The sequence below is a fragment of the Microbacterium sp. NPDC078428 genome (assembly GCF_044542535.1).
GTDB classification, from domain to species: domain Bacteria; phylum Actinomycetota; class Actinomycetes; order Actinomycetales; family Microbacteriaceae; genus Microbacterium; species Microbacterium limosum.
Map to the genome: position 1 here is coordinate 128,818 of NZ_JBITUP010000007.1, position 22,415 is coordinate 151,232.

At 68.1% G+C, this 22,415-nt stretch carries 20 protein-coding genes; 7 read left to right on the top strand and 13 right to left on the bottom strand.

Annotated elements, in window-relative coordinates; translation table 11 throughout:
* Positions 1 to 268 precede the first annotated feature (268 nt).
* Positions 269 to 1,378, bottom strand: coding sequence for an NAD(P)-dependent alcohol dehydrogenase (locus ACIGCK_RS13055; RefSeq protein ID WP_396666635.1), 1,110 nt, complete (start codon positions 1,376 to 1,378; stop codon positions 269 to 271).
* Positions 1,379 to 1,714: 336 nt separating this feature from the next.
* On the opposite strand from ACIGCK_RS13055, the gene ACIGCK_RS13060 reads away from it, so the two are divergent.
* Positions 1,715 to 2,923 (top strand): cytochrome P450, encoded by a 1,209-nt coding sequence (locus ACIGCK_RS13060; protein WP_396666637.1) that lies wholly within the window; start codon positions 1,715 to 1,717, stop codon positions 2,921 to 2,923.
* On the opposite strand, the gene ACIGCK_RS13065 is transcribed toward ACIGCK_RS13060, so the two are convergent.
* Genes ACIGCK_RS13065 through glnT form a run of 8 tightly spaced genes read right to left on the bottom strand, consistent with a single transcriptional unit; the run spans position 2,891 to position 10,469 of the window.
* Positions 2,891 to 3,154, bottom strand: a complete 264-nt coding sequence (locus ACIGCK_RS13065) for a helix-turn-helix domain-containing protein (protein WP_396666751.1) — start codon at positions 3,152 to 3,154, stop codon at positions 2,891 to 2,893. The two genes, ACIGCK_RS13060 and ACIGCK_RS13065, sit on opposite strands and share 33 nt — an antisense overlap.
* Before the next feature lie 14 nt (positions 3,155 to 3,168).
* Positions 3,169 to 4,371 (bottom strand): allantoate amidohydrolase, encoded by a 1,203-nt coding sequence (locus ACIGCK_RS13070; protein WP_396666753.1) that lies wholly within the window; start codon positions 4,369 to 4,371, stop codon positions 3,169 to 3,171.
* A gap of 11 nt (positions 4,372 to 4,382) precedes the next feature.
* The gene (locus tag ACIGCK_RS13075; RefSeq protein ID WP_396666639.1) at positions 4,383 to 5,516 is read right to left on the bottom strand and encodes an FAD-dependent oxidoreductase; all 1,134 of its coding nucleotides are present in this window, start codon (positions 5,514 to 5,516) and stop codon (positions 4,383 to 4,385) included.
* 14 nt (positions 5,517 to 5,530) lie between these two features.
* Positions 5,531 to 6,106 carry a HutD family protein gene (locus ACIGCK_RS13080; RefSeq protein ID WP_396666641.1) on the bottom strand — a complete coding sequence of 192 codons (576 nt, stop codon included), beginning with the start codon at positions 6,104 to 6,106 and terminating at the stop codon, positions 5,531 to 5,533.
* Positions 6,103 to 7,428 carry an FMN-binding glutamate synthase family protein gene (locus ACIGCK_RS13085; RefSeq protein ID WP_396666643.1) on the bottom strand — a complete coding sequence of 442 codons (1,326 nt, stop codon included), beginning with the start codon at positions 7,426 to 7,428 and terminating at the stop codon, positions 6,103 to 6,105. Before ACIGCK_RS13085 ends, ACIGCK_RS13080 begins: the two co-directional genes overlap by 4 nt.
* 16 nt (positions 7,429 to 7,444) lie before the next feature.
* A complete protein-coding gene (locus ACIGCK_RS13090) occupies positions 7,445 to 8,158 on the bottom strand; it encodes a protein glxC (RefSeq protein WP_396666645.1) in 714 nt (237 codons plus the stop codon).
* Complete coding sequence (locus ACIGCK_RS13095; protein ID WP_396666647.1) at positions 8,155 to 9,087, bottom strand: glutamine amidotransferase; 933 nt, start codon at positions 9,085 to 9,087, stop codon at positions 8,155 to 8,157. The genes ACIGCK_RS13090 and ACIGCK_RS13095 overlap by 4 nt, the downstream gene beginning before the upstream one ends.
* 29 nt (positions 9,088 to 9,116) lie before the next feature.
* Positions 9,117 to 10,469, bottom strand: a complete 1,353-nt coding sequence (glnT, locus tag ACIGCK_RS13100; protein WP_396666649.1) for a type III glutamate--ammonia ligase — start codon at positions 10,467 to 10,469, stop codon at positions 9,117 to 9,119.
* 408 nt (positions 10,470 to 10,877) lie between these two features.
* Here glnT and ACIGCK_RS13105 point away from each other — a divergent pair, with 408 nt between their 5' ends.
* From ACIGCK_RS13105 to ACIGCK_RS13130, 6 genes are all read left to right on the top strand, one after another.
* The gene (locus ACIGCK_RS13105) at positions 10,878 to 12,014 is read left to right on the top strand and encodes an FAD-dependent monooxygenase (protein WP_396666651.1); all 1,137 of its coding nucleotides are present in this window, start codon (positions 10,878 to 10,880) and stop codon (positions 12,012 to 12,014) included.
* Positions 12,015 to 12,085: 71 nt separating this feature from the next.
* On the top strand, positions 12,086 to 13,234 hold the full coding sequence (torT, locus tag ACIGCK_RS13110; protein ID WP_396666653.1) for a TMAO reductase system periplasmic protein TorT: 1,149 nt from the start codon (positions 12,086 to 12,088) through the stop codon (positions 13,232 to 13,234).
* A gap of 14 nt (positions 13,235 to 13,248) precedes the next feature.
* Positions 13,249 to 14,892 carry an amidohydrolase gene (locus tag ACIGCK_RS13115; protein ID WP_396666655.1) on the top strand — a complete coding sequence of 548 codons (1,644 nt, stop codon included), beginning with the start codon at positions 13,249 to 13,251 and terminating at the stop codon, positions 14,890 to 14,892.
* Positions 14,889 to 16,364: a sugar ABC transporter ATP-binding protein gene (locus ACIGCK_RS13120; protein WP_396666657.1), complete on the top strand. Its 1,476-nt coding sequence runs from the start codon at positions 14,889 to 14,891 to the stop codon at positions 16,362 to 16,364. The genes ACIGCK_RS13115 and ACIGCK_RS13120 overlap by 4 nt, the downstream gene beginning before the upstream one ends.
* Before the next feature lie 25 nt (positions 16,365 to 16,389).
* Positions 16,390 to 17,403 (top strand): ABC transporter permease, encoded by a 1,014-nt coding sequence (locus ACIGCK_RS13125; RefSeq protein WP_396666658.1) that lies wholly within the window; start codon positions 16,390 to 16,392, stop codon positions 17,401 to 17,403.
* Positions 17,400 to 18,014, top strand: a complete 615-nt coding sequence (locus ACIGCK_RS13130) for a helix-turn-helix domain-containing protein (RefSeq protein ID WP_396666660.1) — start codon at positions 17,400 to 17,402, stop codon at positions 18,012 to 18,014. Before ACIGCK_RS13125 ends, ACIGCK_RS13130 begins: the two co-directional genes overlap by 4 nt.
* 61 nt (positions 18,015 to 18,075) lie before the next feature.
* Here ACIGCK_RS13130 and ACIGCK_RS13135 read toward each other — a convergent pair whose 3' ends face one another.
* Genes ACIGCK_RS13135 through ACIGCK_RS13150 form a run of 4 tightly spaced genes read right to left on the bottom strand, consistent with a single transcriptional unit; the run spans position 18,076 to position 22,401 of the window.
* Positions 18,076 to 19,308 carry a Gfo/Idh/MocA family protein gene (locus ACIGCK_RS13135; protein ID WP_396666662.1) on the bottom strand — a complete coding sequence of 411 codons (1,233 nt, stop codon included), beginning with the start codon at positions 19,306 to 19,308 and terminating at the stop codon, positions 18,076 to 18,078.
* Positions 19,305 to 20,123, bottom strand: a complete 819-nt coding sequence (locus tag ACIGCK_RS13140) for an SDR family oxidoreductase (RefSeq protein WP_396666664.1) — start codon at positions 20,121 to 20,123, stop codon at positions 19,305 to 19,307. Before ACIGCK_RS13140 ends, ACIGCK_RS13135 begins: the two co-directional genes overlap by 4 nt.
* On the bottom strand, positions 20,123 to 21,856 hold the full coding sequence (locus ACIGCK_RS13145) for a GMC family oxidoreductase (RefSeq protein WP_396666666.1): 1,734 nt from the start codon (positions 21,854 to 21,856) through the stop codon (positions 20,123 to 20,125). The genes ACIGCK_RS13140 and ACIGCK_RS13145 overlap by 1 nt, the downstream gene beginning before the upstream one ends.
* Positions 21,853 to 22,401: a gluconate 2-dehydrogenase subunit 3 family protein gene (locus ACIGCK_RS13150; RefSeq protein ID WP_396666668.1), complete on the bottom strand. Its 549-nt coding sequence runs from the start codon at positions 22,399 to 22,401 to the stop codon at positions 21,853 to 21,855. The genes ACIGCK_RS13145 and ACIGCK_RS13150 overlap by 4 nt, the downstream gene beginning before the upstream one ends.
* Between the last annotated feature and the right edge of the window lie 14 nt (positions 22,402 to 22,415).

Genomic DNA, 22,415 nt, shown 5'->3' on the forward strand with positions numbered 1-22,415 from the left:
CCTCATCGATAGGACCGCCGGCAGGCACGTTCGACAAGTCCACGTGCCACACACCGTCGCCGTATTGAGCACGCTCGCTTTCCGCGACGGCGATCGCGAGACGGGACTTGCCGATGCCGCCGGGACCGGTCAAGGTGACGAGCGGCGCCTTGCGTAGAGCTCTGACGACCTCCCTGAGGGAGTCGGCCCGTCCGACCATGGACGTGGCGGGCACGGGGAGGGAACCGAGTGGAAGCCGCATCTGGGACGCCCGCCCGACCATGTCGGTTCAGTCGAAAGTCAGAACCGGCTTGACGACCGCGCCAGACTCACTGTCGGCGAAGGCCTGCGCGATGTCGGCGAACGCATACCTCCGGATGAGTCTGTCGAACGGGAACTCCCCTGCCAGGTACAGTTCGATGAGTCCCGGGATGAAGAGCTGCGGGATCGCCCCGCCTTCCACGACGGACGTCACCCGGATGGCCTGCGCCACGGCAAGCGCGAGGTTCACACGTGTCTCGGCTTCGGGGTTCGCGGCGGCGAGAAGGATGGCGTGGCCCCTGTGCCCGAGCGACTGGATCATGCCATCCACTACTGCGGCGTTCCCGGTCGTGTCGATGGCGTAGTCCACGCCGGACCCGGTGATCGTGGTGAGCGCTTCGGCGACGTCCCCCTGATGGGGATTCACGGTGTGGGTGGCGCCCAGCTCGCGTGCGAGGTCGAGGCGGGCGTCGACCATATCCACCGCGACGATCGTCTGCACCCGCGCTACCCGCGCCGCCAGGATCGCCGACATGCCCACCGCGCCGGCGCCGAACACCACCAGCGAACCGTCCATTCTCGGCTTCAAGACGTTCAGGACCGCACCCGCACCCGTCTGGACGCCGCAGCCCAGCGGAGCGAGCGTCTCGAGCGGGACGTCCTTGCGGACCTTCACCACGCTGCGCACCGGCACGTTCGCGAACGACGCGAAGGCAGACTGGCCGAAGAAGTGCGAGTTGACCTGTCGGCCTGCCTCATCGGTGAGCGACGTCGTTCCGTCGCCCCTGCCCCCCGCGAAGTTCTGAACATAGGAGTTCGCGCAGAAGGAGGGGTCGCCGGTGAGGCAGTCCACGCACACTCCACAGCTCGCGACGGTCAGCACCACGTGATCGCCCGGTTCCAGGTGAGTCACTCCCTCGCCGACACGCTCGATCACGCCGGCACCCTCGTGCCCGAGGACGATGGGGAACGTCGTCGGGATCCAGCCATCCCGGACCGCCATATCGGTATGGCACACCCCGGTTGCCACCATCCGCACCTGTACCTCGCCAGCGCGGGGTTCATCGAGCGTCAGCTGCTCGATGTCGAAGTCGCTGTGAAGGTCGCGGGTGACCGCAGCGGTGATGGTGGAGGTCATGGGGAGGCTGCCTTTCGTCGTTTGGCCGTTCGACAGTCGCCAAGCGACGGTCTTCGGTGACAGTCCTGCCGCGCATCCGACGCAGAGAGCGGATCCTCGGGTCCGATCTCGACGCTGCTTCTGCGCTGAGGAAGCGTCGCCAACAGTCTCGTCGGCGACGGCCCCTTCCGGCCGCGTAGAACTACGCGTTTCGCCGCATGTGGACTTGCCAGGCGAACCGCGACCGGCTCTTGTGCGCCATCGCGTAGTTCTACGGGGTCGTGATCGAGGTGTGCCGTCGACCATCGACTCAACGGCACGAAGCGACGGGCCGTTGCAGACAAAAAGGAGCGCATCATGTCAACGCTGACAACTGCACAGTCCGCATTCGAGACAGATGTCGATCTGTGGTCCGACGAGGTTCTCGGCGACCCCTACCCCATCTTCCAGCGCCTGCGGAACATCGGCCCAGCCGCGTATCTGACGAAGTACGACATGTGGCTGACCACCCGCTACGACATCGTGAAAGGCGCACTGACCGACTGGGAGTCCTTCAGCTCGGCGCATCTCGGAGGCATCGCACTCAACCCGGGGACGAACATCGCCTGGCACGGCTCCGCACTGAACACTGATCCCCCGGAGCACTCCGTTCCCCGAACCGTGTTCGACAACGCACTGCGCCCTCGTCACCTTCGTAGCGCGTTGCCCGACATCGATGCACGGGCTCACCGACTCGTGGACATCCTCTTGGAGAAGGGCGAGTTCGATGGGGTTCAGGACTTCGCCCGCGACCTGCCCCTCCACATCGTGATGGATCTGGTGGGGTGGCCCCAGGAAGGCCGGCGGGAGATGCTCGAATGGGCGGAAGGCGCCTTCAACGCGGCGGGTCCCGAAGGCAATCTCCGGACGGTCGAGGGCGTGGACCGCGTCGTCGCCGCGATGAAGTTCCTGTCGGAAACGGTGAACGCGGACAACATCGCCCCTGGCAGCTTCGGAAGCATCATCTTCCAAGCAGCCGAATCCGGCGCACTTCCCCGCGAGTTCGTCCCCATCACCCTCGCCGGCTACCTCAACGCCTCGCTGGACACCACCATCAACGCGGTGGCGAGCACCCTGTGGCTTCTCGCGACCCACCCCGAACAGTGGCAACTGGTGCACTCCGACCCGACCCTGGTGCCTTCCGCCTTTTCTGAGGGTGTACGGATGGAATCGCCGATTCAGTTCTTCTCACGGGCCACGACGCGCGCCGTCGATCTCGGCGACGGTTGCGTGATCCCCGCCGATTCCCGCGTCGTCCACTCGTACGGAGCCGCGAACCGGGACGAACGTCACTACGCCGATCCCGACGTCTTCGATGTACGACGCAACCCGACGGATCATCTCGCATTCGACTTCGGCGTGCATGCCTGTCCGGGCCGAACCCTCACGACGATGGAGGGACACGCACTCTTCACCGCACTCGCACAAAAAGTGTCCACGATCGAACTTACGGGGGAGCCGACCTGGACCCCCAACAACATGACGCGCGGTCCTTCATCTGTGCCGGTGCGGATTCGCGCCGCCTAGTCTCCTGCGGAGCGTCATTGACCGTGTCACCGGCACCGGCAGCCCTTCTGCGAGGCGCTGGAGCGTCGTCAGGGAACACGAGGTCGTCGCCGACTCGATGCGAGAGATCATGCCCTTCGACAGCCCCGTGCGGGCCGCGAGGTCGGCCGCGGAGATGCCCAGTTCCGCCCGATAGGCGCACCTGTTGGGCGATGATCGGCTCGAGGATGCCGCCCTGCACGCTCGCGGGATCCGTCATCCGTCCATCACGCGGAGGGGCCCGCGCCGGTGAGCGACGCGAGCACGTCCGCGAGTGCGCCGGCGCCGAGCTCGGCGTCGGCGTCCTCGACGCGCTCCTCGGGCGCGTGGGAGACGCCCGTCGGATTGCGGACGAAGAGCATGCCCGTGGGGATCGCACCGGCCATGACGCCGGCGTCGTGGCCGGCCCCGCTGCCGAGCTCCGGTGCGCCCGGCAGGGCGGCACGCAACTCCGCGCGCAGGCTGCGGTCGAAGTCGACGGTGGGGCTCAGCGACTCCTCACGTACGTCGGCCCGGCATCCCTCCTCCGCCGCGATCAGTTCGACCGAGTCGCGGATGCGGGTGACGAGTGCCGCCGTCACGGCATCGTCGGGATGACGTGCGTCCAGCCAGAAGGACACCCTCGAGGCGATCACGTTCGTCCCCCCCGGCACCGGCTCGATCCGTCCGACGGTCGCGCGCGCGTCGGGCACGTCGCGCCCGGCCTCGCGGATCGCCACGACCATGCGCGCTGCCGCGACCATCGGGTCACGGCGGTCGGCCATGAGGGTCGTGCCGGCGTGGTTGCCCTGCCCGTCGACCGTGATGCGCCAGCGCCCGTGCCCGAGTATCGAGGACCCGATCGCGATCGGGTGGCCCAGGTCGATGAGTCCGCGCCCCTGCTCGACGTGCAGCTCGACGAAGCACCCGATGCCGTCGAGCGACTCGCGATCCATGCCGACATGACGGGGATCGAGACCGTCACGGATCAGCGCCTCCGCGAGCGTGGTGCCGTCCCGGTCTTTCAGCGCGAGCGCGCGTTCGGGTGCGACGGCTCCCGCCATCAGGCGCGAGCCGAGGCACGCGAGACCGAACCGGGACCCCTCCTCCTCGGGGAACACCGCCAGCGCCACCGGACGCGACGGCGTCACGCCGCGCTCCCGCAGCAGGTCGACCGCGGCGAGCGCGGATGCGACGCCCAGCGGTCCGTCGTAGCCGCCGCCACCGGGCACCGAGTCGAGGTGGCTGCCGGTGACGACAGCCGGACCAGCGCTGCCCCGGGGGCGCCACCACGCCCAGACGATGCCGTTGACGTCTCGATGCACCTCCAGCCCGCGGGCCTCGGCGTGGACGCCGAACCACTCGCGCAGCTCCCTGTCCTCATGACCGTAACCGGGCCGCGAGTAGCCGCCGCGCGGATCCGCGCCGATGTGTGCGATCTCGGCGAGCATGCCCGCGACGCTCACGCGCGCACTCCCGCGGTCAGTGGGCGGAAGCGGTCCGGGACGTCGCCGTCACCTTCGACCAGGCGTGCGACGTACTCGCCCAGCAGGGGTGCGAACTTCGCGCCGTGGCCCGAACAGGGCGAGAGGATCGTGATCCCGTCGATGCGATCGATCACGAAGTCCTCGCCCGCGGTGTTCGTGAACAGGCACGTGGTCTCGGCGTACGGTTCGGGGACGAGGCCCGGCAGGTTCTCGCGCACGTACGCGACGACCCGCTCCCTTCGGACGGGATCTATCGCACGGTCGTGCCACGCTGCTGAGCGGATCGCGTGCCCGCCGTTGTACTCCGCCACCTTCTGTCCTCGAAACTCCGCATCGCGGCCGCCCGGCAGTGCATACACCTGTATGGGCGCGGACTTGTGGATGATGGTCGGCCAGACATCTGCGGAGTCGCGGTACGGGAAGTGGAAGGCCTGCTCCTGCCGAACCTCGAGGGAGGGGAACGCGGCGAGGCGTTCCGCACCGATGCCCAGACCCCCCAGCAGGTCGGGCAGCCACCCGCCCGCCGCCACGACGACCTGCTCGGCCTCCACGACATCGCCCGTGCTCGAAACGGCCATGTACCCGGCTCCACGGGGGGAGACCGCCGCGACCGGCCACCCGGTGCGCACGGTCGCGCCTGCCGCCACCGCCAGGCGCAGCATCGTGTTCACCGCCCCCTCCGCGTCGATGACGCCGGCCTCGTCGTGCCACAGCACGGCCCCGTCGAACGCGATACCGCCCCAGCGGTCGGTCGCCTCGGCCGCACTGAGCAACTCGTGCGCGACTCCCTGGTCGGCGAGAACGCGCGCGAGCCGCACCGGATCGCGCCTGTCGCCGTGATCCACCGCGCCGACGGCCGATATCAGTGGCATCGCGCCCTCCCGCTCCAGCTCGTCCCATCCGCGCCTCGCCTCGACGACGAGGCGGGTGTACAGCGCGTCGGGGTACGCGTATCGGAAGATCCGCGCGGAGCCGTGGGAGCTGCCCCAATGGTTCGCGGGTTCGGTGCGCTCGAGCACGACGACGTCGTGCCCGCGTCGCGCCAACTGCCAGGCGGCGGCGGCGCCGGCGAGTCCGGCTCCGATCACGATGACGGACGATGCGGACATGATCTCTCCGGGGCTCAGATGGTCGTCGAGTGGGTGAGGGGATGAATGCTGAGGCGCGCGATGACAGCGTCGCCTTCGAGATCGCGATCGGTGACGGAGGGCAGCAGCGCGGCTCCGACGGGCAGGCGAGCACCCGCCAGAGCCGGGTACCCCGAGAGAACGACCACCGGGCGCGGGTCGTCGGCGGCGACGCGAAAGGATCCAGAGAAGCGGACGGTCTCAGCGTCGCCGCGGGAGAACGCGCGCGGCGTCATGAGGTTCACGACGAGCGCCCCGGCGCTCATGGGGGCGGGTATGACCCGCGCCTCTCCCGGGAATCGAACGACATCGCCCGGCACCAGGCGGTGCCGGACGCTGTCGATCATCAGTGTCAGTGGCTGATCGCCGGCGAGCACGAGCAACCGATCCACCCCCGGAAAGTTCGAGAACACGCTGCGCCCACGAATCTCCGCGAGGCTCAAGCGCCACGCGAGTCGTCGCGCGAGGACGCGGGTGACGCCCATCCCGTTCGCCCACGGCTCGGCGACGACGGAGGCGGGCGTGACGACATCCCATGACGGCGGTATCTTCGGCCGCGCCGCCGCGCTCACGCTCTTCCCGGGATCCAGGACGTGCCGGCCAATGGCACCCCGGCCATCGCGGCGGCCTCGACCGTGAGCGCGACGAGATCCTCGGGCTCGAGGTTCCGCAGATGCGACTTCCCGCACGCCCGCGCGATCGTCTGCGCCTCCAGCGTCAGGACACGCAAATAGTTCGCGAGGCGGCGACCCGCGAGAACCGGGTCGAGCCGGGACGACAGCTCGGGGTCCTGGGTGGAGATGCCAGCAGGGTCGCGGCCATCTTGGAAGTCGTCGTAGAAGCCGGCCGCCGACCCGAGCGCGGCGTACTCCTCCCCGTAGCGCGGATCATTATCGCCCAGGGCGATCAGTGCCGCGGTGCCGATCGCGACGGCGTCGGCGCCGAGCGCCATGGCCTTCGCGACGTCGGCGCCGGTGCGGATGCCGCCCGACACGATCAGCTGCACCCCGCTTCGGTGCACGCCGAGCTCCTGCAGCGCCGCGACCGCGGGCCCGATCGCGGCGAGGGTCGGGATTCCGACATGCTCGATGAAGACCTGCTGCGTCGCCGCGGTGCCGCCCTGCATGCCGTCGACGACCACGACATCCGCCCCGGCCTTCACAGCGAGGGCGGTGTCGTAGAACGGGCGCGAGGCGCCGATCTTGACGTAGATCGGCACGCGCCAGTCGGTGATCTCACGCAACTCGGCGATCTTCACCGTCAGGTCGTCCGGGCCCGTCCAGTCGGGGTGCCGGCTCGCGGAGCGCTGGTCGATACCCACCGGCAGCGTGCGCATGCCGGCAACGCGGGCGGTGATCTTCTGGCCCAGGAGCATTCCGCCCCCGCCGGGCTTCGCACCCTGGCCGAGCACGACCTCGATGGCGTCCGCCTTGCGCAGGTCGTCGGGGTTCATCCCGTAGCGAGAGGGCAGGTATTGGTAGACGAGGCTCCTCGACTGGTCGCGCTCCTCGGGCGTCATGCCGCCGTCGCCGGTCGTGGTCGATGTGCCGACCGCGCTGGCGCCACGGCCGAGCGCCTCCTTCGCGTTGGCCGACAGGGCACCGAAGCTCATTCCGGCGATGGTCACGGGGATGTCGAGGTGAAGCGGATTCTTCGCGTGGCGCGTGCCGAGCGTGACGTCCGTGCCGCACTTCTCGCGGTATCCCTCGAGCGGATAGCGGGACATGCTCGCACCGAGGAAGAGCAGGTCGTCGAAGTGCGGGAGTGGGCGCTTGGCCCCCCATCCGCGGATGTCGTAGACGCCGGTGGCAGCGGCGCGCTGGATGTCGTGGATCGTGGCGCGATCGAACGTGGCCGATTCGCGCAAACCCAGAGCGGCAAGGTCGATAGTCATGGTGTTCCCTTCCGGCTCAGTACGCGCCGGCGTTGTCGACGGTGAAGTGATAGAGCTTGCGCGCCGACCCGTACCGTCGGAATTCCGCGGCGGACTCGGCGCGGCCGGCGCGGCGCAGCAACTCGGCGAGCTCGGCGAGGTGCTCGGGGCGCATCTCCTTCTCGACGCAGTCCGCACCCAGGGAGGCGACCTCGCCACGCACATAGATGCGCGCCTCGTAGATCGAATCGCCCAGCGCGTCGCCTGCGTCGCCGCAGACCACCAGGCGTCCTGCCTGCGCCATGAATGCGGAGGCATGACCGATGCTGCCGCCCACGACGATGTCGACGCCCTTCATCGAGATGCCGCAGCGGGCACCCGTATTGCCGTCGACGACGATGAGCCCTCCGTGCCCCGTGGCACCGGTCGCCTGCGACGCATCGCCCGTCACCCGGACGACGCCCGACATGATGTTCTCGGCGAGGCCGACGCCTGCGCTCCCCTGCACGGTGACGGCGCCCCGCTGATGCATGCCCGCGAAGTAGTATCCGACGTTGCCCTCGACGGTGATCTCGATCTCGCGGTCCACTCCTGCAGCGATGTTGTGCTGGCCGGCCGGGTGCTCCACGAGCCAGGACGTGCCGCGCTCCGCATCGTGCAGTCGCTGGTTCAGGTCACGGACTGAGGTGGTTCGGAGATCGACGACGGTCGTCTCGACGTGGGTCCCGGCGGTGGGGGTCACAGCGGTCATCGGGTCGCTCCTTCCGCGACGGAACCGTCGACGTGCCAGGTGTAGACGACGCCGGGGGTGGGCTCGAAGATGCGCGCGTCCTCGATGCCGGGCAGCTCGGCGAGCGCCCGGTATTCGGATGCCATCGCGACCCAATCGTCGGTGACGGCGATGATGGCCGGCTTGCACGCGATGGGGTCGCGCACGACGGCCATTCCGTCTGCCGTGGTCACCACGAGCGTGTAGAAGCCATCGAACACCTCGCCGAGGTTCTCGAGGGCGCTCTTCAGATCGTCGCCCTGCGACATCCGCCACGCGATGTACCGGGCAGCGACCTCGGAGTCGTTCTCGCTGTCGAACTCGACGCCCTCGCGCCGCAGCATGCGGCGGATCGTGGCGTGGTTGCTGAAGGACCCGTTGTGCACGAGACAGAGGTCCTCCGAGACGGTGAACGGGTGGGCCCCGCTCGCGGTGACGGCAGACTCCGTGGCCATCCGCGTGTGCGAGAGGCCCTGCACTCCGCCGGCGGAGGTCAGCCGGTATGCCTCAGCCAGTTCGACGGGGTGGCCCACGCCCTTCAGGACGGCGACGTGCTCCCCGCGCCCGATGACGTGCCCCTCGGGCAGCACCCGCGCGACCGCGGCCTCGAGGACGGCAGGCTCGACCTTCGCATTCACGAGAGACGACTCGGCGTAGTCGGTCACCACGACGTCGCTCCCCTCGGGCAGCTCCCGCGCAAGGCGCTCCGCGAACGCGTCGGCCTCGAGTCCCGTGTCGAGCACTGTCACGGTCGCGGTCCCGGACGGCGTCAACCGTTCCGAGCCGTACAACGCCAGTCCCGCGGAGTCCGGCCCCCGGTCGACGATCTCGCACAGCATGCCGTACATCAGCCGCCCCAGGCTGTCTCGCAGCTCCGGGTTGCGGATCTGCAACGCAGCGATACCGCACATGGTGGTCCTCCTGTCGTCTTCTCCGCGTCTCAGTACGCGGTGAGGTAGTGGTCGATCTCCCAGTCGCTGACGGTGTTGTGCCACCGCAGAAACTCGTCTTCCTTCGCGTCGGCGAAGTAGGTGCCGACGCCGCGGCCTCCGTGGATCGCATCGCGCAGGACATCGTCGCCGCGGAACGCCTCCACGGCGTGCAGCAGCGTGCGCGGAAGCTCCGCCGAGTCCTCCCGGAATTCGCCGGGAGCGCACGGGTCACCCGGGTCTGCCCCGCGATCGAGACCGTCGATGCCGGCGAAGAGCGTCGTCGCGACGGCGAGGTATGGATTCGCCGCTCCGTCGCCCGCTCGCAGCTCCACACGGTTGCCGTCGGGGACGCGGATGAGGTGGGTACGATCGTTGCCGCCGTAGGAGGCGCGCCGAGGCGACCAGGTGGCGCCCGAGGCGCTGGTGGTCGCTCCACGCCGCTTGTAGGAGTTGACGCTCGGGGCGAGGAAGAGCTGCAGGCCGGCGGCGTGGTCGAGCACTCCGGCGACGAACGAGTAGGCGGTATCCGACAGACCGAGGCCGCGCGCGTCCCCCTCATCCGGGAACACGGGACGCTCGTCCTGCCACAGCGACAGATGAAGGTGCAGCCCGCTGCCGGTGCGGTCTGTGAACGGCTTCGGCATGAACGTGGCGGTCATCCCCCGCTGCTCGGCGAGGACGTTGATGAAGTAGCGCAGCATGATCACGCGATCAGCCGTGACGAGCGCATCGGCGTAGGCGAAGTTCTGCTCGAACTGGCCCGAGGCATCCTCGTGATCGTTGGCGTAGTTGGACCAGCCGAGCGCATTCATGGCGTCGCTGATCGCGGTGAGATGCTCGTACATACGGGTGAGGCCCCGAGCGTCGTAGCACGCCCGCTCGCCGTCGCGGCGATCGGCCGTGACGAGCCGCCCGTCCTCATCCTTGTCGAGCAGGAAGTACTCGACCTCCGCGCCGACCTTGCTCGTGAGTCCGCGCTCGGCGAGCGCCGCAAGTGCCGTCTTGAGGATGACGCGTGGCGCGAAGGGCCAGGGCTCGCCGTTCACGTGCGGATCGCAGTGGACGATCGCGAGCCCCTCGCGAATGAACGGGACCGGGGTGTACGAGCTGAGATCCGGGATCGCGATCAGGTCGGGATCCTGCGGGTGCTGGCCGACGAGGCCTGCGGCGAACCCGGCGAAGCCGAGCTCGCCCGCCTCGAGCTCGTCGGCCGCCGAGACCGGCACGAGTTTGGCGCAGGGCTTTCCGTTCATGTCCACGAACAGGGCCAGGATGAACCGCACTCCGTCTGCCAGGGCGCGCTCCTTCAAACTGACTGCCGAGGCCGTTCTGTCCGCCACCGGCTGGCTGAGCAGTGTCATCGGTTTCTCCTCCAAGAGTTTACCCGTAGTGAATGCCGTTCCCTAACGGTATCCGCAGTTCTCCGCGGAGCGTCAATTCCTGGCGTTACGTTTGTGTAAAACCCTCGCAAAATGACGAAACGCGTATGTCACGCCGTTGAAATCCGGTCCCGATTTTCTACTGGTAAACCTTGTTGCACTGGACGTCTGTTCCGCCGCCCGCGCCACCTCGTCGGTGTGGCGGCTCCGCTCGATCGCGTCGGGCCCACCCCTTGCATCTCGTCAGTTCGAGCAAGTGATGCGCGCGTAAGGACTCGGGTACGACGCAGAGGCGGAAAGGGATTGACGCCGAGAGCAAGTCGGCCCTACTGTGACGTCCAGTGAAATCCGCACTAAATATTTACTGAATCTTTGAGGAGTTGTGAACGCATGAGCCATGTCGAGATCGCTGGCGCAGGTCTATCAGGACTGACCGCCGCTGCCGCTTTCGCGAAGGCCGGATGGTCCGTGCGAGTGCACGAGAAGTCTTCCGAACTCCGGGAGATCGGTGCGGGAATCTACCTGTGGGAGAACGGGCTTCGCGCGCTCGAGGAGATCGGAGCCTACGACGTCGTCGTCGAGCAGGGCGAGTGGGTCGAGGAACCCCTTCTCCGCGACCATCGGGGACAGACTCTGCAGGAAGAGTGGCTGCAGAACCACCGCCTCGTGACCGTCGGGCGACGACACCTTCACCGGTCGCTCGTCGAGAACGCGCGGCGACTCGGCGTGGAGATCAAGACCGAGTCCCCGATCACCGGGGCGCTGCCCAACGGCACGCTCATCGGCGCGGACGGCACCGAGCACCGGGGGGATCTCGCGATCGGCGCAGACGGCGTCTACTCGAAGGTCCGGGATGCCCTCGGCCTGCGCAACTCTCTCGTGGACCTCCGCGACGGCGGCGGGCGACACATCGTCCCGCGCACGGCGGACGACCCGGTCGGGCGCACGATCGAGCAGTGGAACGGTGGTCGGCGCATCGGTATCGTCCCGTGCTCACCCGACGAGACGTACATCTTCCTCTGTTGCCCCGCAGACGACCACAGCGGGCGAAACCAGCGCCCGTTCGCTCCTGACGTATGGATCGAGTCCTTCCCCGAATTCCGCTCACAACTCGAGCGGATCCCCGCCGACACGGAGGGTCGCTGGGCGCCCTTCCACGATGTGACCGTCAGTTCGTGGCGCGCCGGCCGAACCGTGCTGGTCGGCGACGCTGCTCACGCGATGTCTCCCAACCTCGGACAGGCGGCCTGCGTCGCGATGACGAACGCGGTATCGCTCGCGGTGCACGCTTCGAATTCACGGCACCTCGACATGGCCCTGCGCTCGTGGGAGCAGCAGATGCGCCCCATCGCCGACGGCGTGCAGAAGTATTCGCGCATCTACGGCAAGGTCGGCACGCACTGGCCGCGCCCGCTGCTCGACATCCGCTCCGCACTCGTCAAGCGCCTCACGTCGTCGCGGCGTGTGCAAGGCGCGATCAATTTCGCAGCCGAGCACTATCCCGCCGGCCACGTGCGCACCCCATGACCTCTGTTCCTCTCTTCTTCGCGCGCAATCCACTGATCCGTCCGATGCACCACGACTGAAGGAGTTCCACAATGAACCGCATCCCCCCCGCCCTCCTGCTGGCGGCTGTCGCCACGGTGTCCCTCACCGCATGCTCACAGAGCGGCACAGCGAGCGAGGAGCCCGTCGACGGCGACTCCTGGACCGTTCCCGCCCTGATGACGGACTGCTCGTCCGACGGGGTGGACCCCGCCGGCTGCGTCGGCGGGAGCGAGACGACCGAGTACACCTCGCTCGGCCGAGACGAGGTCTCCGAGCCCTGGCGGCTGTGCGCCGTCATCCCGCACCTCAAGGACTCCACGTGGGTCGGTGTCAACTACGGATTCGCGCTTCAGGCCGAGCGACTCGACGTGAACCTCTCGGTGGTCGACGCGGGGGGCTACGAGAACCTGGCCACGCAGGTTTCGCAGATCGAGGACTGCGCGAGCTCCGGCGCCGACGCCATCCTGGTGAGCGCGGTCAGCTACGACTCCGTCAACCAGGCCGTGCAGCGGGCGCTCGACGCAGGGATCACCGTCATCGACGTCGGCAACGGCCTGTCGCTGCCGGATGTACCGGGTCGCGTCCTGCAGGACTATATCGACATGGGAGGCGTCGTCGGCGAGCATCTCGCCGACAGTGGAGAGCCGCTCAAGGTCGCCCTGCTGCCGGGACCCGCCGGCGCCGGCTGGGCGGAGCGCTCTCGGCTCGGATTCGAGCAGGCAGTCGAAGGCACAGGGGTCGAGGTCGTCGACGTCAAGTACGGCGACACGGGCAAGGAGGTGCAGCTCAGTCTCATCGAGGACGTCCTCTCCGCCAATCCCGACATCGATGCCCTCGTCGGCAACGCCGTCATGGTGGAATCCGCGGTGTCGGTGCTCGCCGAGCAGGGGCTCACCGACCAGGTCGGCCTGTACGGCACCTACGTGACCCCCGAGAGCGTGAACCTGATGTCCGCAGGGCGCGCCAACTGCGGTCCGTCCGAGCAGTCGAGCCTCATCGGCCAGATGTCGGTCGACCTCGCCGTACGACTGCTCGAGCAGGATCTGCTCGCTGACGCGACCACGCGCTTCTCCCCGGAACCCCTGCTGATCTGTGGTCCCGCCGAAGACGGCTTCGACAACGTGGAATCGTTCGACGCGACAGGCAGCTTCGCCCCCAGCGGCTGGCAGCCCGTCTCGGTCGTCGAGTCCACGCGCTGATCAGAGTGGACCTCATGCAACAGCCCGAATACGTCCTGCGGGGCACGATTCGCACCATGGGCACCCACGGCGTCGCCGAGGCGCTCCACATACGCGGCTCCCAGATCGCGGCCGTCGGCGGCGTCGGTCTCGCCGACGACCTCGCCTCTCGTGGAGTGACGGTCATCGATGCGCCTCACGACGGCGCCGTATTGCCGGCGTTCGTGGATCCGCACGTGCACCTGACCCAGTACGCGGTCGCGACGGCTCGCGGGGTCGACTGCCGGGTACCGCACTGCACGGGCATCGCGGATGTCATAGATGCGCTGCGCGACAGGGCGCGAGAGACGCCCGCCGGGGAGTGGGTGATCGGCTACGGCAACCTGTTCTTCGATCAGAAGCTCGCCGAGCGCCGCTTCCCGACACGCGCTGAACTGGACGCAGTCTCGACGCGGCATCCCATCGTCATCCACTGCGGCGGCCACGTCTCGATCCTCAACAGCGCGGCCCTCGAGGCCGCGCGGGTGGAGCGCTTCCTTCACGCCGGCATGGGGCTCTGGGGAAGTCCCGTCGTCGGGCTGGGAGACGACGGGAATCCGAACGGGTACGTCGCGGAGGTCGACGGGCACCTTCCGATTCCCGCTCCCTCCGCTGAGGAGACGACAGCCTGGGTACGGGAACGATTCGCCGCGGATTATCTCGCCAACGGTGTCGTGACCGTGGGCGAGATGCTCGAGTCGGAAGCCCAGCTCAGTGCGCTGGAAACGCTCGCGGCGGACGAAGCGGTAGCGTGTCGCATCGCTCTCTACGCGATCGCGCCGGGCTTCCGACCGGTCGACGAGGTCTTCGACTGGGTGGACGGCTTCGGCGGCACCCCCGGTCGCCTGTGGGCCCAGGGCGTGAAGATGTTCGTCGACGGCGGGTACTCGGCGCGAAACGCCGCCAGCATGAGGCCCTACAGCCCGGATCACGCGCCCCGTCCTGGGTACCGGGGCCGCCTGAACAAGAGCCGGGCGGAGCTGCTTCACGCCTTCGGCCTGGCCGCGCAGCATGGTGTCCAGCTCGCCCTGCATACCAACGGCACCCGCGCGCAGGCTGAGGTGCTTGAGGCGTTGACCGGGTTCGGGCGGCGAATCGACGTGCGCGTCGAACACCTGGGCAACGTGTTGGAGGATGTCGCAGACATCGATGCGTGGAAAGCGGCGGGCGTCATCCCCGTACTTCAGCCCGGTTTCCTGTCGAATTTCATCGGAGACTACCTTCCTATGCTCTTCCCCGGTCACGGGGTCAGCGGCCGCGTGCCCCTGCGCACCATCCTCGATGCCGCGGTGTCGCCGGCGTTCAGCTCTGATGTGGCGGTCGGCGGCGATATCGGTGCGACGAATCCGTGGCACACGATCTGGAGCGCGGTCGCCCGGCGCAGCTTCTGGGGCATCGTGGTCGAGCCGACGGAGTCGATCAGCGTCGAGGAGGCCCTGCGCGCGCACACGATAGACGCAGCCCACGCCCTCGGCGCATCGAGTCGGCTCGGCAGCCTGGAAGCGGGCAAAGAGGCCGATATCGTCATCGTCGATCGCGACCCCGTGCACTCCTCTCTCGACGAACTCGCCGGGACGCAGACGCTGGCCGTCTACCGTGCCGGCGAACAGGTCTTCGCGTCGCCGAGGGTGATGGCATGAGCGCACTGCTCGAGCTGCGGGGCCTGTCGAAGTCGTTCGGCCCGTTCACCGCATTGAGCGGAGTTTCACTCGAGGTGCAGCCGGGGCAGGTGCACGCGATCATGGGCGAGAACGGCGCGGGCAAGTCGACGCTGATCAAGGCCCTGAGCGGACTGCACACTCCGAGTTCGGGCGAGATCCGCTTCGACGGCCGGCCGGTGAGAATCGAGTCGCCCACGCAGGCCACGGCCCTCGGCATTCGGACGGTCTTCCAGGAACTGCACATCGCGCCGAACCTGAGTGTGGCCGAGAACATCATGCTCGGCTCGGCTCCGACCGTGGCCGGGCTCGTCGATCGCCGCCGCATGCGCAGCGATTCACGAGAGGTGCTCGCGCGGCTCGGCGTCGACCTCGATGTCGATGCGCGAGCAGGGAGGCTCTCACGCTCCGAGCAGCAGCTCATCGAGATCGCGCGATCGCTGATGGGGCAGGCACGCTGTCTCATCCTCGACGAGCCGACGGCTTCCCTGGGCGAGGCGGAGAGCCGCCGCCTTCTCGACATCGTGCGTCGGCTGACGAGCGAGGGCGTCGGCGTGATCTACGTGAGCCATCGCATGCACGAGGTGCTGGAGATCGCAGACATCGTGACGGTGCTGCGTGACGGCATCCACGTCGCCACGTATTCGACGCCCATCGCCGCCGACGCCCTCGTGGAGGCGATGATCGGGCGCCCCGCGGGTCAGCTCTACGCGCACACGGCGGGCATCGCGGGTCCTCCGGTACTGGAGGCCGCCGGCCTCAACGGCGACGGCGTCCACGACGTGGATCTCGTCGTGCACGCCGGCGAGGTGGTGGGAATCGCAGGCCTGATCGGATCCGGCAAGTCGGAGCTCGCCCGAACCCTCGCGGGCCTGCTACCGAAGAGATCCGGCACGATCGTCGTGGACGGCAAGCCCTGCGATGCCCGCACTCCCGCCGGCATGCTGAAGGCGGGGTTGATGTATTACCCGTCCGACCGCCGCCGGGAGGGACTCCTGCTTCGTCGCCCGCTCTCGGAGTCGGTCACTCTCGGCGCCCTCGGCGCCGCCGGGCTGACCCGGCTCGGATTGATCGATACCCGGAAGGAGCGGCGTCGCGCGCAAGAGCTCACCGCTCGGCTCGCGCTCCGGCCGGCCACCGTCGCCCGCAACGCGCTGCTCTACTCAGGCGGCAATCAGCAGAAGGCCCTCATCGCCCGGGGCCTCCTCCGCCACGCGCGGGTGCACGTCTTCGACGAACCCACCGTGGGCATCGACGTCGGCGCGAAGGCGGATGTCTACGCGCAGATCGACCGCACGGCCCGTGATGGCGCGGGCGTCGTCGTCGTCTCGTCCGATCTCACCGAGTTGATCGGCGTGAGCGATCGTGTCTACGTCGTCGCCGAAGGACGTGTCCGAGGCGAGCTGCGCGGTGACGAGATCACTGAACAAGCGATCGCCGAACGATTCTTCTGAAACTCCTTCCCGAAGAGGAAATGACATGACTTCTCTCTCCACCGGCCCCGACCGTCAGACGGTCACGCAGCGCATCGCGGTGTCCGCGGCGCGTGCGCGCCTCGCAAACCGGCTCATGCTGCTGATGCTGCCGCTGCTCGTCCTCGCACTCAGCGTCGTCTTCGCCGTCATGGAGCCGCGCTTCCTGGACTCGGGGAACCTCATCAACGTCGCGCGTCAATCGGTCTTCCTGCTGCTCATCGCCCTGGGACAGATGGTCGTGCTCATCAACGCCCAGCTCGACCTCTCGGTGGGAGCCACCGTCGCGTTCACGTCGGTCGTCGTGGCCTCCGTGACCGCCGCGATCGGCGAAGGCCCCCTCGCGCTGCTCGCAGGTGTCGCCGTCTCGATCGTCGTCGGTGTGATCGTGGGCCTCTTCAATGGGCTCATCGTCGCGGTCTGGCGGGTGCCCTCCTTCATGACCACGCTCGGGACGGCATCCATCCTCACCGGCATCGCACTCCTGATAACCAGGGGCGCCCCGATCACGGGCGTCCCCTTCTCGCTCATGGATGTGCTCGGGACGGGTGTCGTTGCGGGGATTCCCGTGCCCGTCGTGCTTGCCGCCCTCCTCCTCCTGCTCGTGACGCTCTTCATGACCCGGGTCCCCGCGGGTCGCAACATGTACGCGGTGGGCGGCAACGCCGAAGCCGCCCGGGTCGCCGGCATCAACGTGAAGGGCACGCTCATCCTCGCGTTCGTCGTGTGCGCCACGCTGTCCGCGATCGCCGGACTGCTGCTCACCTCGCGCCTGGGATCCGGAGAGGCGTCGATCGGCGGCAGCTATGTCATGCTCTCCATCGCGGCGGCTGTCCTCGGAGGCACCTCCCTCTTCGGCGGTGAAGGGATCGTCTGGCGCGTGCTGCTCGGCGTGCTCTTCCTCGGCGTCTTGAGTAACGGCATGAATCTCCTTCACGTGGCGAGCTATATCCAGGAGATCGTGATCGGGGCCGTCCTGATTCTGGCGGTCGGTGTCGAACGCGTGCGCGAGAAGGTATGACGACGAAGGATGCCGCCACGCCCCTTCCCGGCGAGCCGACGGACCGGCCGTATGATCGGGGGACCATGGAGGACGGATCGATGCACGTCGACGGGGGCCGGATCCGCGAGCTCCGCAAGGCGTCGCACCGCACCCTCGCGGCGCTCGCCGCCGACACGAGCCTGTCCGTCAGTTTCCTGTCGCTCGTCGAGCGGAATCTCTCCCAGCCTTCCTTCGACTCGTTGATGCGCATCGCCGGGGCGCTCAATGTGCCGATGAAGGCGATCGTTCGTGACGAGGCGGGGGCGGACTCGGCATCGATCACCCAGTCGGCGCAGGGCTCCGGTGTCTATCGGGATCGTTATGTGACCCCGGAGACTGCCCGCACCGTCCAGGTGCTGGAGGCGGTGCTGGACCCGGGCAGGCACTCTCGCGTGCACTCGTACAGCCACCCAGAGGATGAGGAGTGCATCTTCGTCCTCGAGGGGGAGCTGGAATTCACCCTCGAGGACACGCTGTACCGACTGGGGGCCGGCGAATCGCTCCTGATCGACCCTCGCCTGCCCCACTCATACGCGAACACGGGCACGCGCCCCGCTCGCTGGCTGTGGATATCGGCCAAGTCCGACTGAACGCGAACGCCCCCGGGCGGGAGGGATCCCGCGCGGGGGCGTCACGACGGCCGGGCCACGGCTAGGAGGGCACGACCTCGGTCTCGCCCTCCCAGGCCGGCTCGCGTCCCTCGTCGAGAGCCACGTCGAACGGCTTCTGATCGCTCAGCGTCCACTCCGGCAGGTAGGTCTTCTGGCCACCGTTGACGGCCGACTCGTGCGACAGGATGCCCGCACACGTGATGTTCGCCGCCTGCACCGCGTTGGGGAACGTCTCCCCCTCGCCGGCGACCGCCATGAGCAGCGCGTGGGCGAGATGCGGGTGCGATCCTCCGTGGCCGCCGCCCTGCACGAACGACCGGTGCTCCGACTCGCCCTCATCGGTGTAGACGCCCGCGGTCGTGAACGACTGGATCTCGGCGGGCAGCCGGCTCGCGAAGTCGGGCACCTCGATCCGCTCGGCACGCTCGCCGAGGTAGACGACGTGCGAACCGTCCTCCGTCTGCGACCACTCGAAGGAACGGATCGCACCGTACGCGTCGAAGCTCTCCCGGTACTCCCGGGCGACGGCCCAGAGATGCCGGGTGACCTCCGCGCCCAGATCGGCGTCGAGGAACTTGATGTGGGTCGACTCGATCGCGAACGGCGAGCCGTAGGCGGACTTCATCCGCTCGAAGACCGAGCCCGATCCGAGCGCCTGGACGTACTCGGCCTGGTGGCGGCCGAGCGCGAGCGTGGGGCTGATCGCGTGCGTCGCGTTGTACATCGGCGGCATGCCGTCCCAGTACGACGGCCACCCGGTCATGTCCTGGTGGTGCGAGGCGCGCAGGAACTGGAGCTTGCCGAGCGCGCCCGAGCGATAGAGGTCCTGGACGAAGAGGAACTCACGGCTGTACACCGTCGTCTCCATCATCATGTACGTCAGGCCCGTGCGACGCTGGGCGTCGACGATGCGCTTGCAGTCCTCGACGGAGATCGCCATGGGGATGGTGCAGCCGACGTGCTTGCCCGCCTCCAGAGCGGCGACGACATGGTCGGCGTGGAACTGCAGCGGGGTGTTGATGTGGATGATGTCGATGGATGCGTCGGCCAGCATCCGGTCGTAGTCGGTGTAGCGGACTTCCACGCCGTACCGGTCACCGACCTCGTCGAGCTTCGATTGCGTGCGCTGGCAGATGGCATACATCTCGGCATTCGGGTGCCGCTGGTAGATGGGGATGAACTCCGCACCGAATTCCAGTCCCACGATGCCCACTCGGTACACGTCCTTGATGGCCATGTTCTCGTCCTTTCCTGCTCCGACGGAGCTGCTCACTTCTTCGTTTCTCCCGCGTCGACGGTCATCGCGAGCCCGGTGACGCGGCGCGCCTCGTCCGACAGCAACCAGGTGACCGCTGCCGTGACGTCGTCAATCTCGACGTTCCGCGCGATCAGCTGTCGCTCGCGGAACCCGCTCAGCAGTTCCTCGCGCGGAATCCCGTTCAGCTCGACCATCGCGGTCGTCATGTCCGTGTCGACCCCGGCGGGGTGAACGGAGTTGCACCGGATGCCGTAGGGTCCGAGCTCCGCGGCGAGCGCTTCCGCCAGCCCCACGAGACCGGCTTTGGCCGCCACATAGTGGCTGAGTCCGGGCACTGCTTTGATCGCGACCCCTGAGCCGATGAGGACGACGGATGCGTTCTCCGCCCTCTGCAGCAGATGGGGCACGACCGCACGACAGGTGTAGAAGGCCCCCGACAGCGTGACGTCGATCATCGTGCGCCAGTTCTCGACGGGGAGCTCCCACGTGTTGTGGAAACGGTCCGTGATGCCCGCGTTCACCACGAGGTGGTCGATCCCGCCGAGCCTCTCGGCGGCGGCATCGGCGGCCGCTTGGAGCCCGGCGGGATCGCGCACGTCGACCTCGAAGACCTCGGCGGAGCGACCGATCGCGCGCACCTCCGCGGCCACGGCGGCGAGGTCGGCGCTCGTCGCGGTCGGATAGGGCGGGTGATCGATCGCTCCGGCGCCTCCGAGGTCGACGAGCGCGACATCCGCTCCTTCGCGGGCGAGCCGAAGCGCGTGGCTGCGACCCTGCCCACGACCCGCGCCCGTCACGAACGCGACCCGGCCGCTGAAGCGGTCGCCCACTATGCGACCATCGGCGTCGAGCTGGCGAGCCGGAGGCCGTTCGAGGCGAGCAGACCCTCGGCGCTCAGATACGCGAGTGCCTGCACGGTCTGGTTCGGGTTGTATCCGCCGTAGCTGACGAACTGGCCCCCGCCGACGGCGAACAGGCCGCGGCACTCGTGGACCTCGCCGTACACGTTCGTCACCGATGTCGCCGGGTCGAGGCCCATGCGGTGCACACCCACGTCGTGGGTCGACAGGTGGTACGGCGGCCGCGGCGAGTCCATCCAGTACTCCGTCGCGCCCATCTCCTTCGCGATGCGCTCCTTGTACCGACCCATCAGAGTCACGGAGTTCGCGTCGTGGTCCTCCCAATCGTGCGTGATGCGCAGGGCCGGCTGACCCCAGCGGTCCTTGACCACCGGGTCCAGGTCCGCGTAGTGACGCGCGTAGGGGAAGTTGGTGGTCTGCGAATACATGCGGTGCATGTGACGGTACTTGTCGCGCATCCAGTGCTTGAACTCGAGGCCGAACTTCGCGACGCCCGGGTTCATGTTGTGGTACGCCTCGATCGGCTGAAGGTCACCGGTGACGCTGATGATCGGCGATCCCCACAGCACACCGAGGTCGTTGTCGGGAACGAGCTCGGAGGTGTAGTCGTCGATCGCGCTGGACGCGTTGAACGTCCCCATGAACGGGTTGGTGACCTCCGGCAGCACCGAGGTGAACCAGCCGAAATTGTGCGTCATGAAGTGCTGACCCACCTGACCGTTCGCATTGATGCCGGAGATGAGCATCAGCCGAACGTTCTCGAGCGCGTACGCCGTCAGCACGACGGTGTTCGAGAACACGTCGTGCGTCTCGCCGAGCGCGTCGACGTAGGTCACCCCGCGCACTTCGCGCCCGTCGGGAGAGCGGTTGATGCGCAGCACCCGGCTGCGCGCGCGGAGCTCGAGGTTGCCCGTGGCCTTGGCCGCGGGCACCGACGTCACCTGTGTCGTGGACTTCGCCTTCACATGGCACGGGAAGCCATGGCAGAACCCGCAGTTCACGCAGGCAGGACGACCCCGGTACTCCTCGGAGTTGATGGCGAGGGGCTGACGGAACGGATGCAGGCCGAGGCGCTCCGTCGCCGCCACCCACGGCACGTCTCCCGGCCCCTGTGCGACAGGCGGCATCGGGTAATCGCGCTCACGGGGCGGGTCGAAGGGGTTTCCGCCCTCCTGGAGCACGCCCCCGACGTTCCCTGCCCGCCCGGAGAGGCCCTGCTCCTGCTCGACCCGCTCGTAGTAGGGCTCGAGGTCGGCATAGCTGATCGGCCAGTCCGCGAGCGACGACCCCTCCGGCAGCGCGGCCTCCCCGAACCTCTCCGCGATGGCCGACCGCATCCGGAAATCCGCCTCGCGGAACCGGTACGCGGCGCATCCCCAGTGCAGGGTCCCGCCCCCCGTGCCGATCGAGGGCAGGCCGTAGAGCGGCTCGTCGGTGCCGAGCGCGCCCGCCGACCAGGGCAGCACACGCGCGGTCGACGATTCGTTCGGACGCCACGTGACAGGATCGACGTTCACGCCGGCCACGATCGCCCCGCGCTGGTAGTAGCGCAGTTCGTCCTGCTTGACCATGAAGTCCTCCTGCGTGTAGTCAGGACCCTTCTCGAGTGCCAGCACGTGTGCACCGGCCTTGGTCAGCTGCTCGGCGATGATTCCTCCGGCCGAACCCATTCCGACGATGATCGCGTCGTATTCCGCTCTCATTTCATGCTTCCTATCCGGGAGTACAGATCCTTGACGGTGAGGATGGGGATGCTCGTCGAGTCCACCCCGGGGTGCATCTGCTCCGGCGTATACCCCCATTGCGCTCCCGGGAATCCGACCAGCTTCCAACCGACGACGTCACGATTGCCGCCGTAGGCCGGATCGCCGAAGAACCCCTGCACGGTGTGTTCGCGGACGATGCGGTAGAACTGTCCCAGGAAGGCGTCCGGTCGAGCGCCGCTGAGCTCGTCGAGCTCTGCGATGACCGCGAGCTGCTGCTCGCCGTCGAGGTCGAGATACGCGGCTCCCGCGGTCTCCACGGCGAAGGTCTCGAACTCCGCGAGCCCCTCCCGGTAGATCGGCTGAAGGTCGCGCATGAACCCCGACAACGCACGGTCGATGTACTCCGTGACGCCGGCTTCCCTCGCCCCCGGCGACCCCTCCTCGGAGGGGATGATGTGGCCGACGATCGCGTCGATGGTCGCGGCTTCCCGCGGGTTCAGGAAGAGAAGGGCGAAGTCAGGGTGGAACGCCGACCCGGTCATCGTCACTGCCTTTC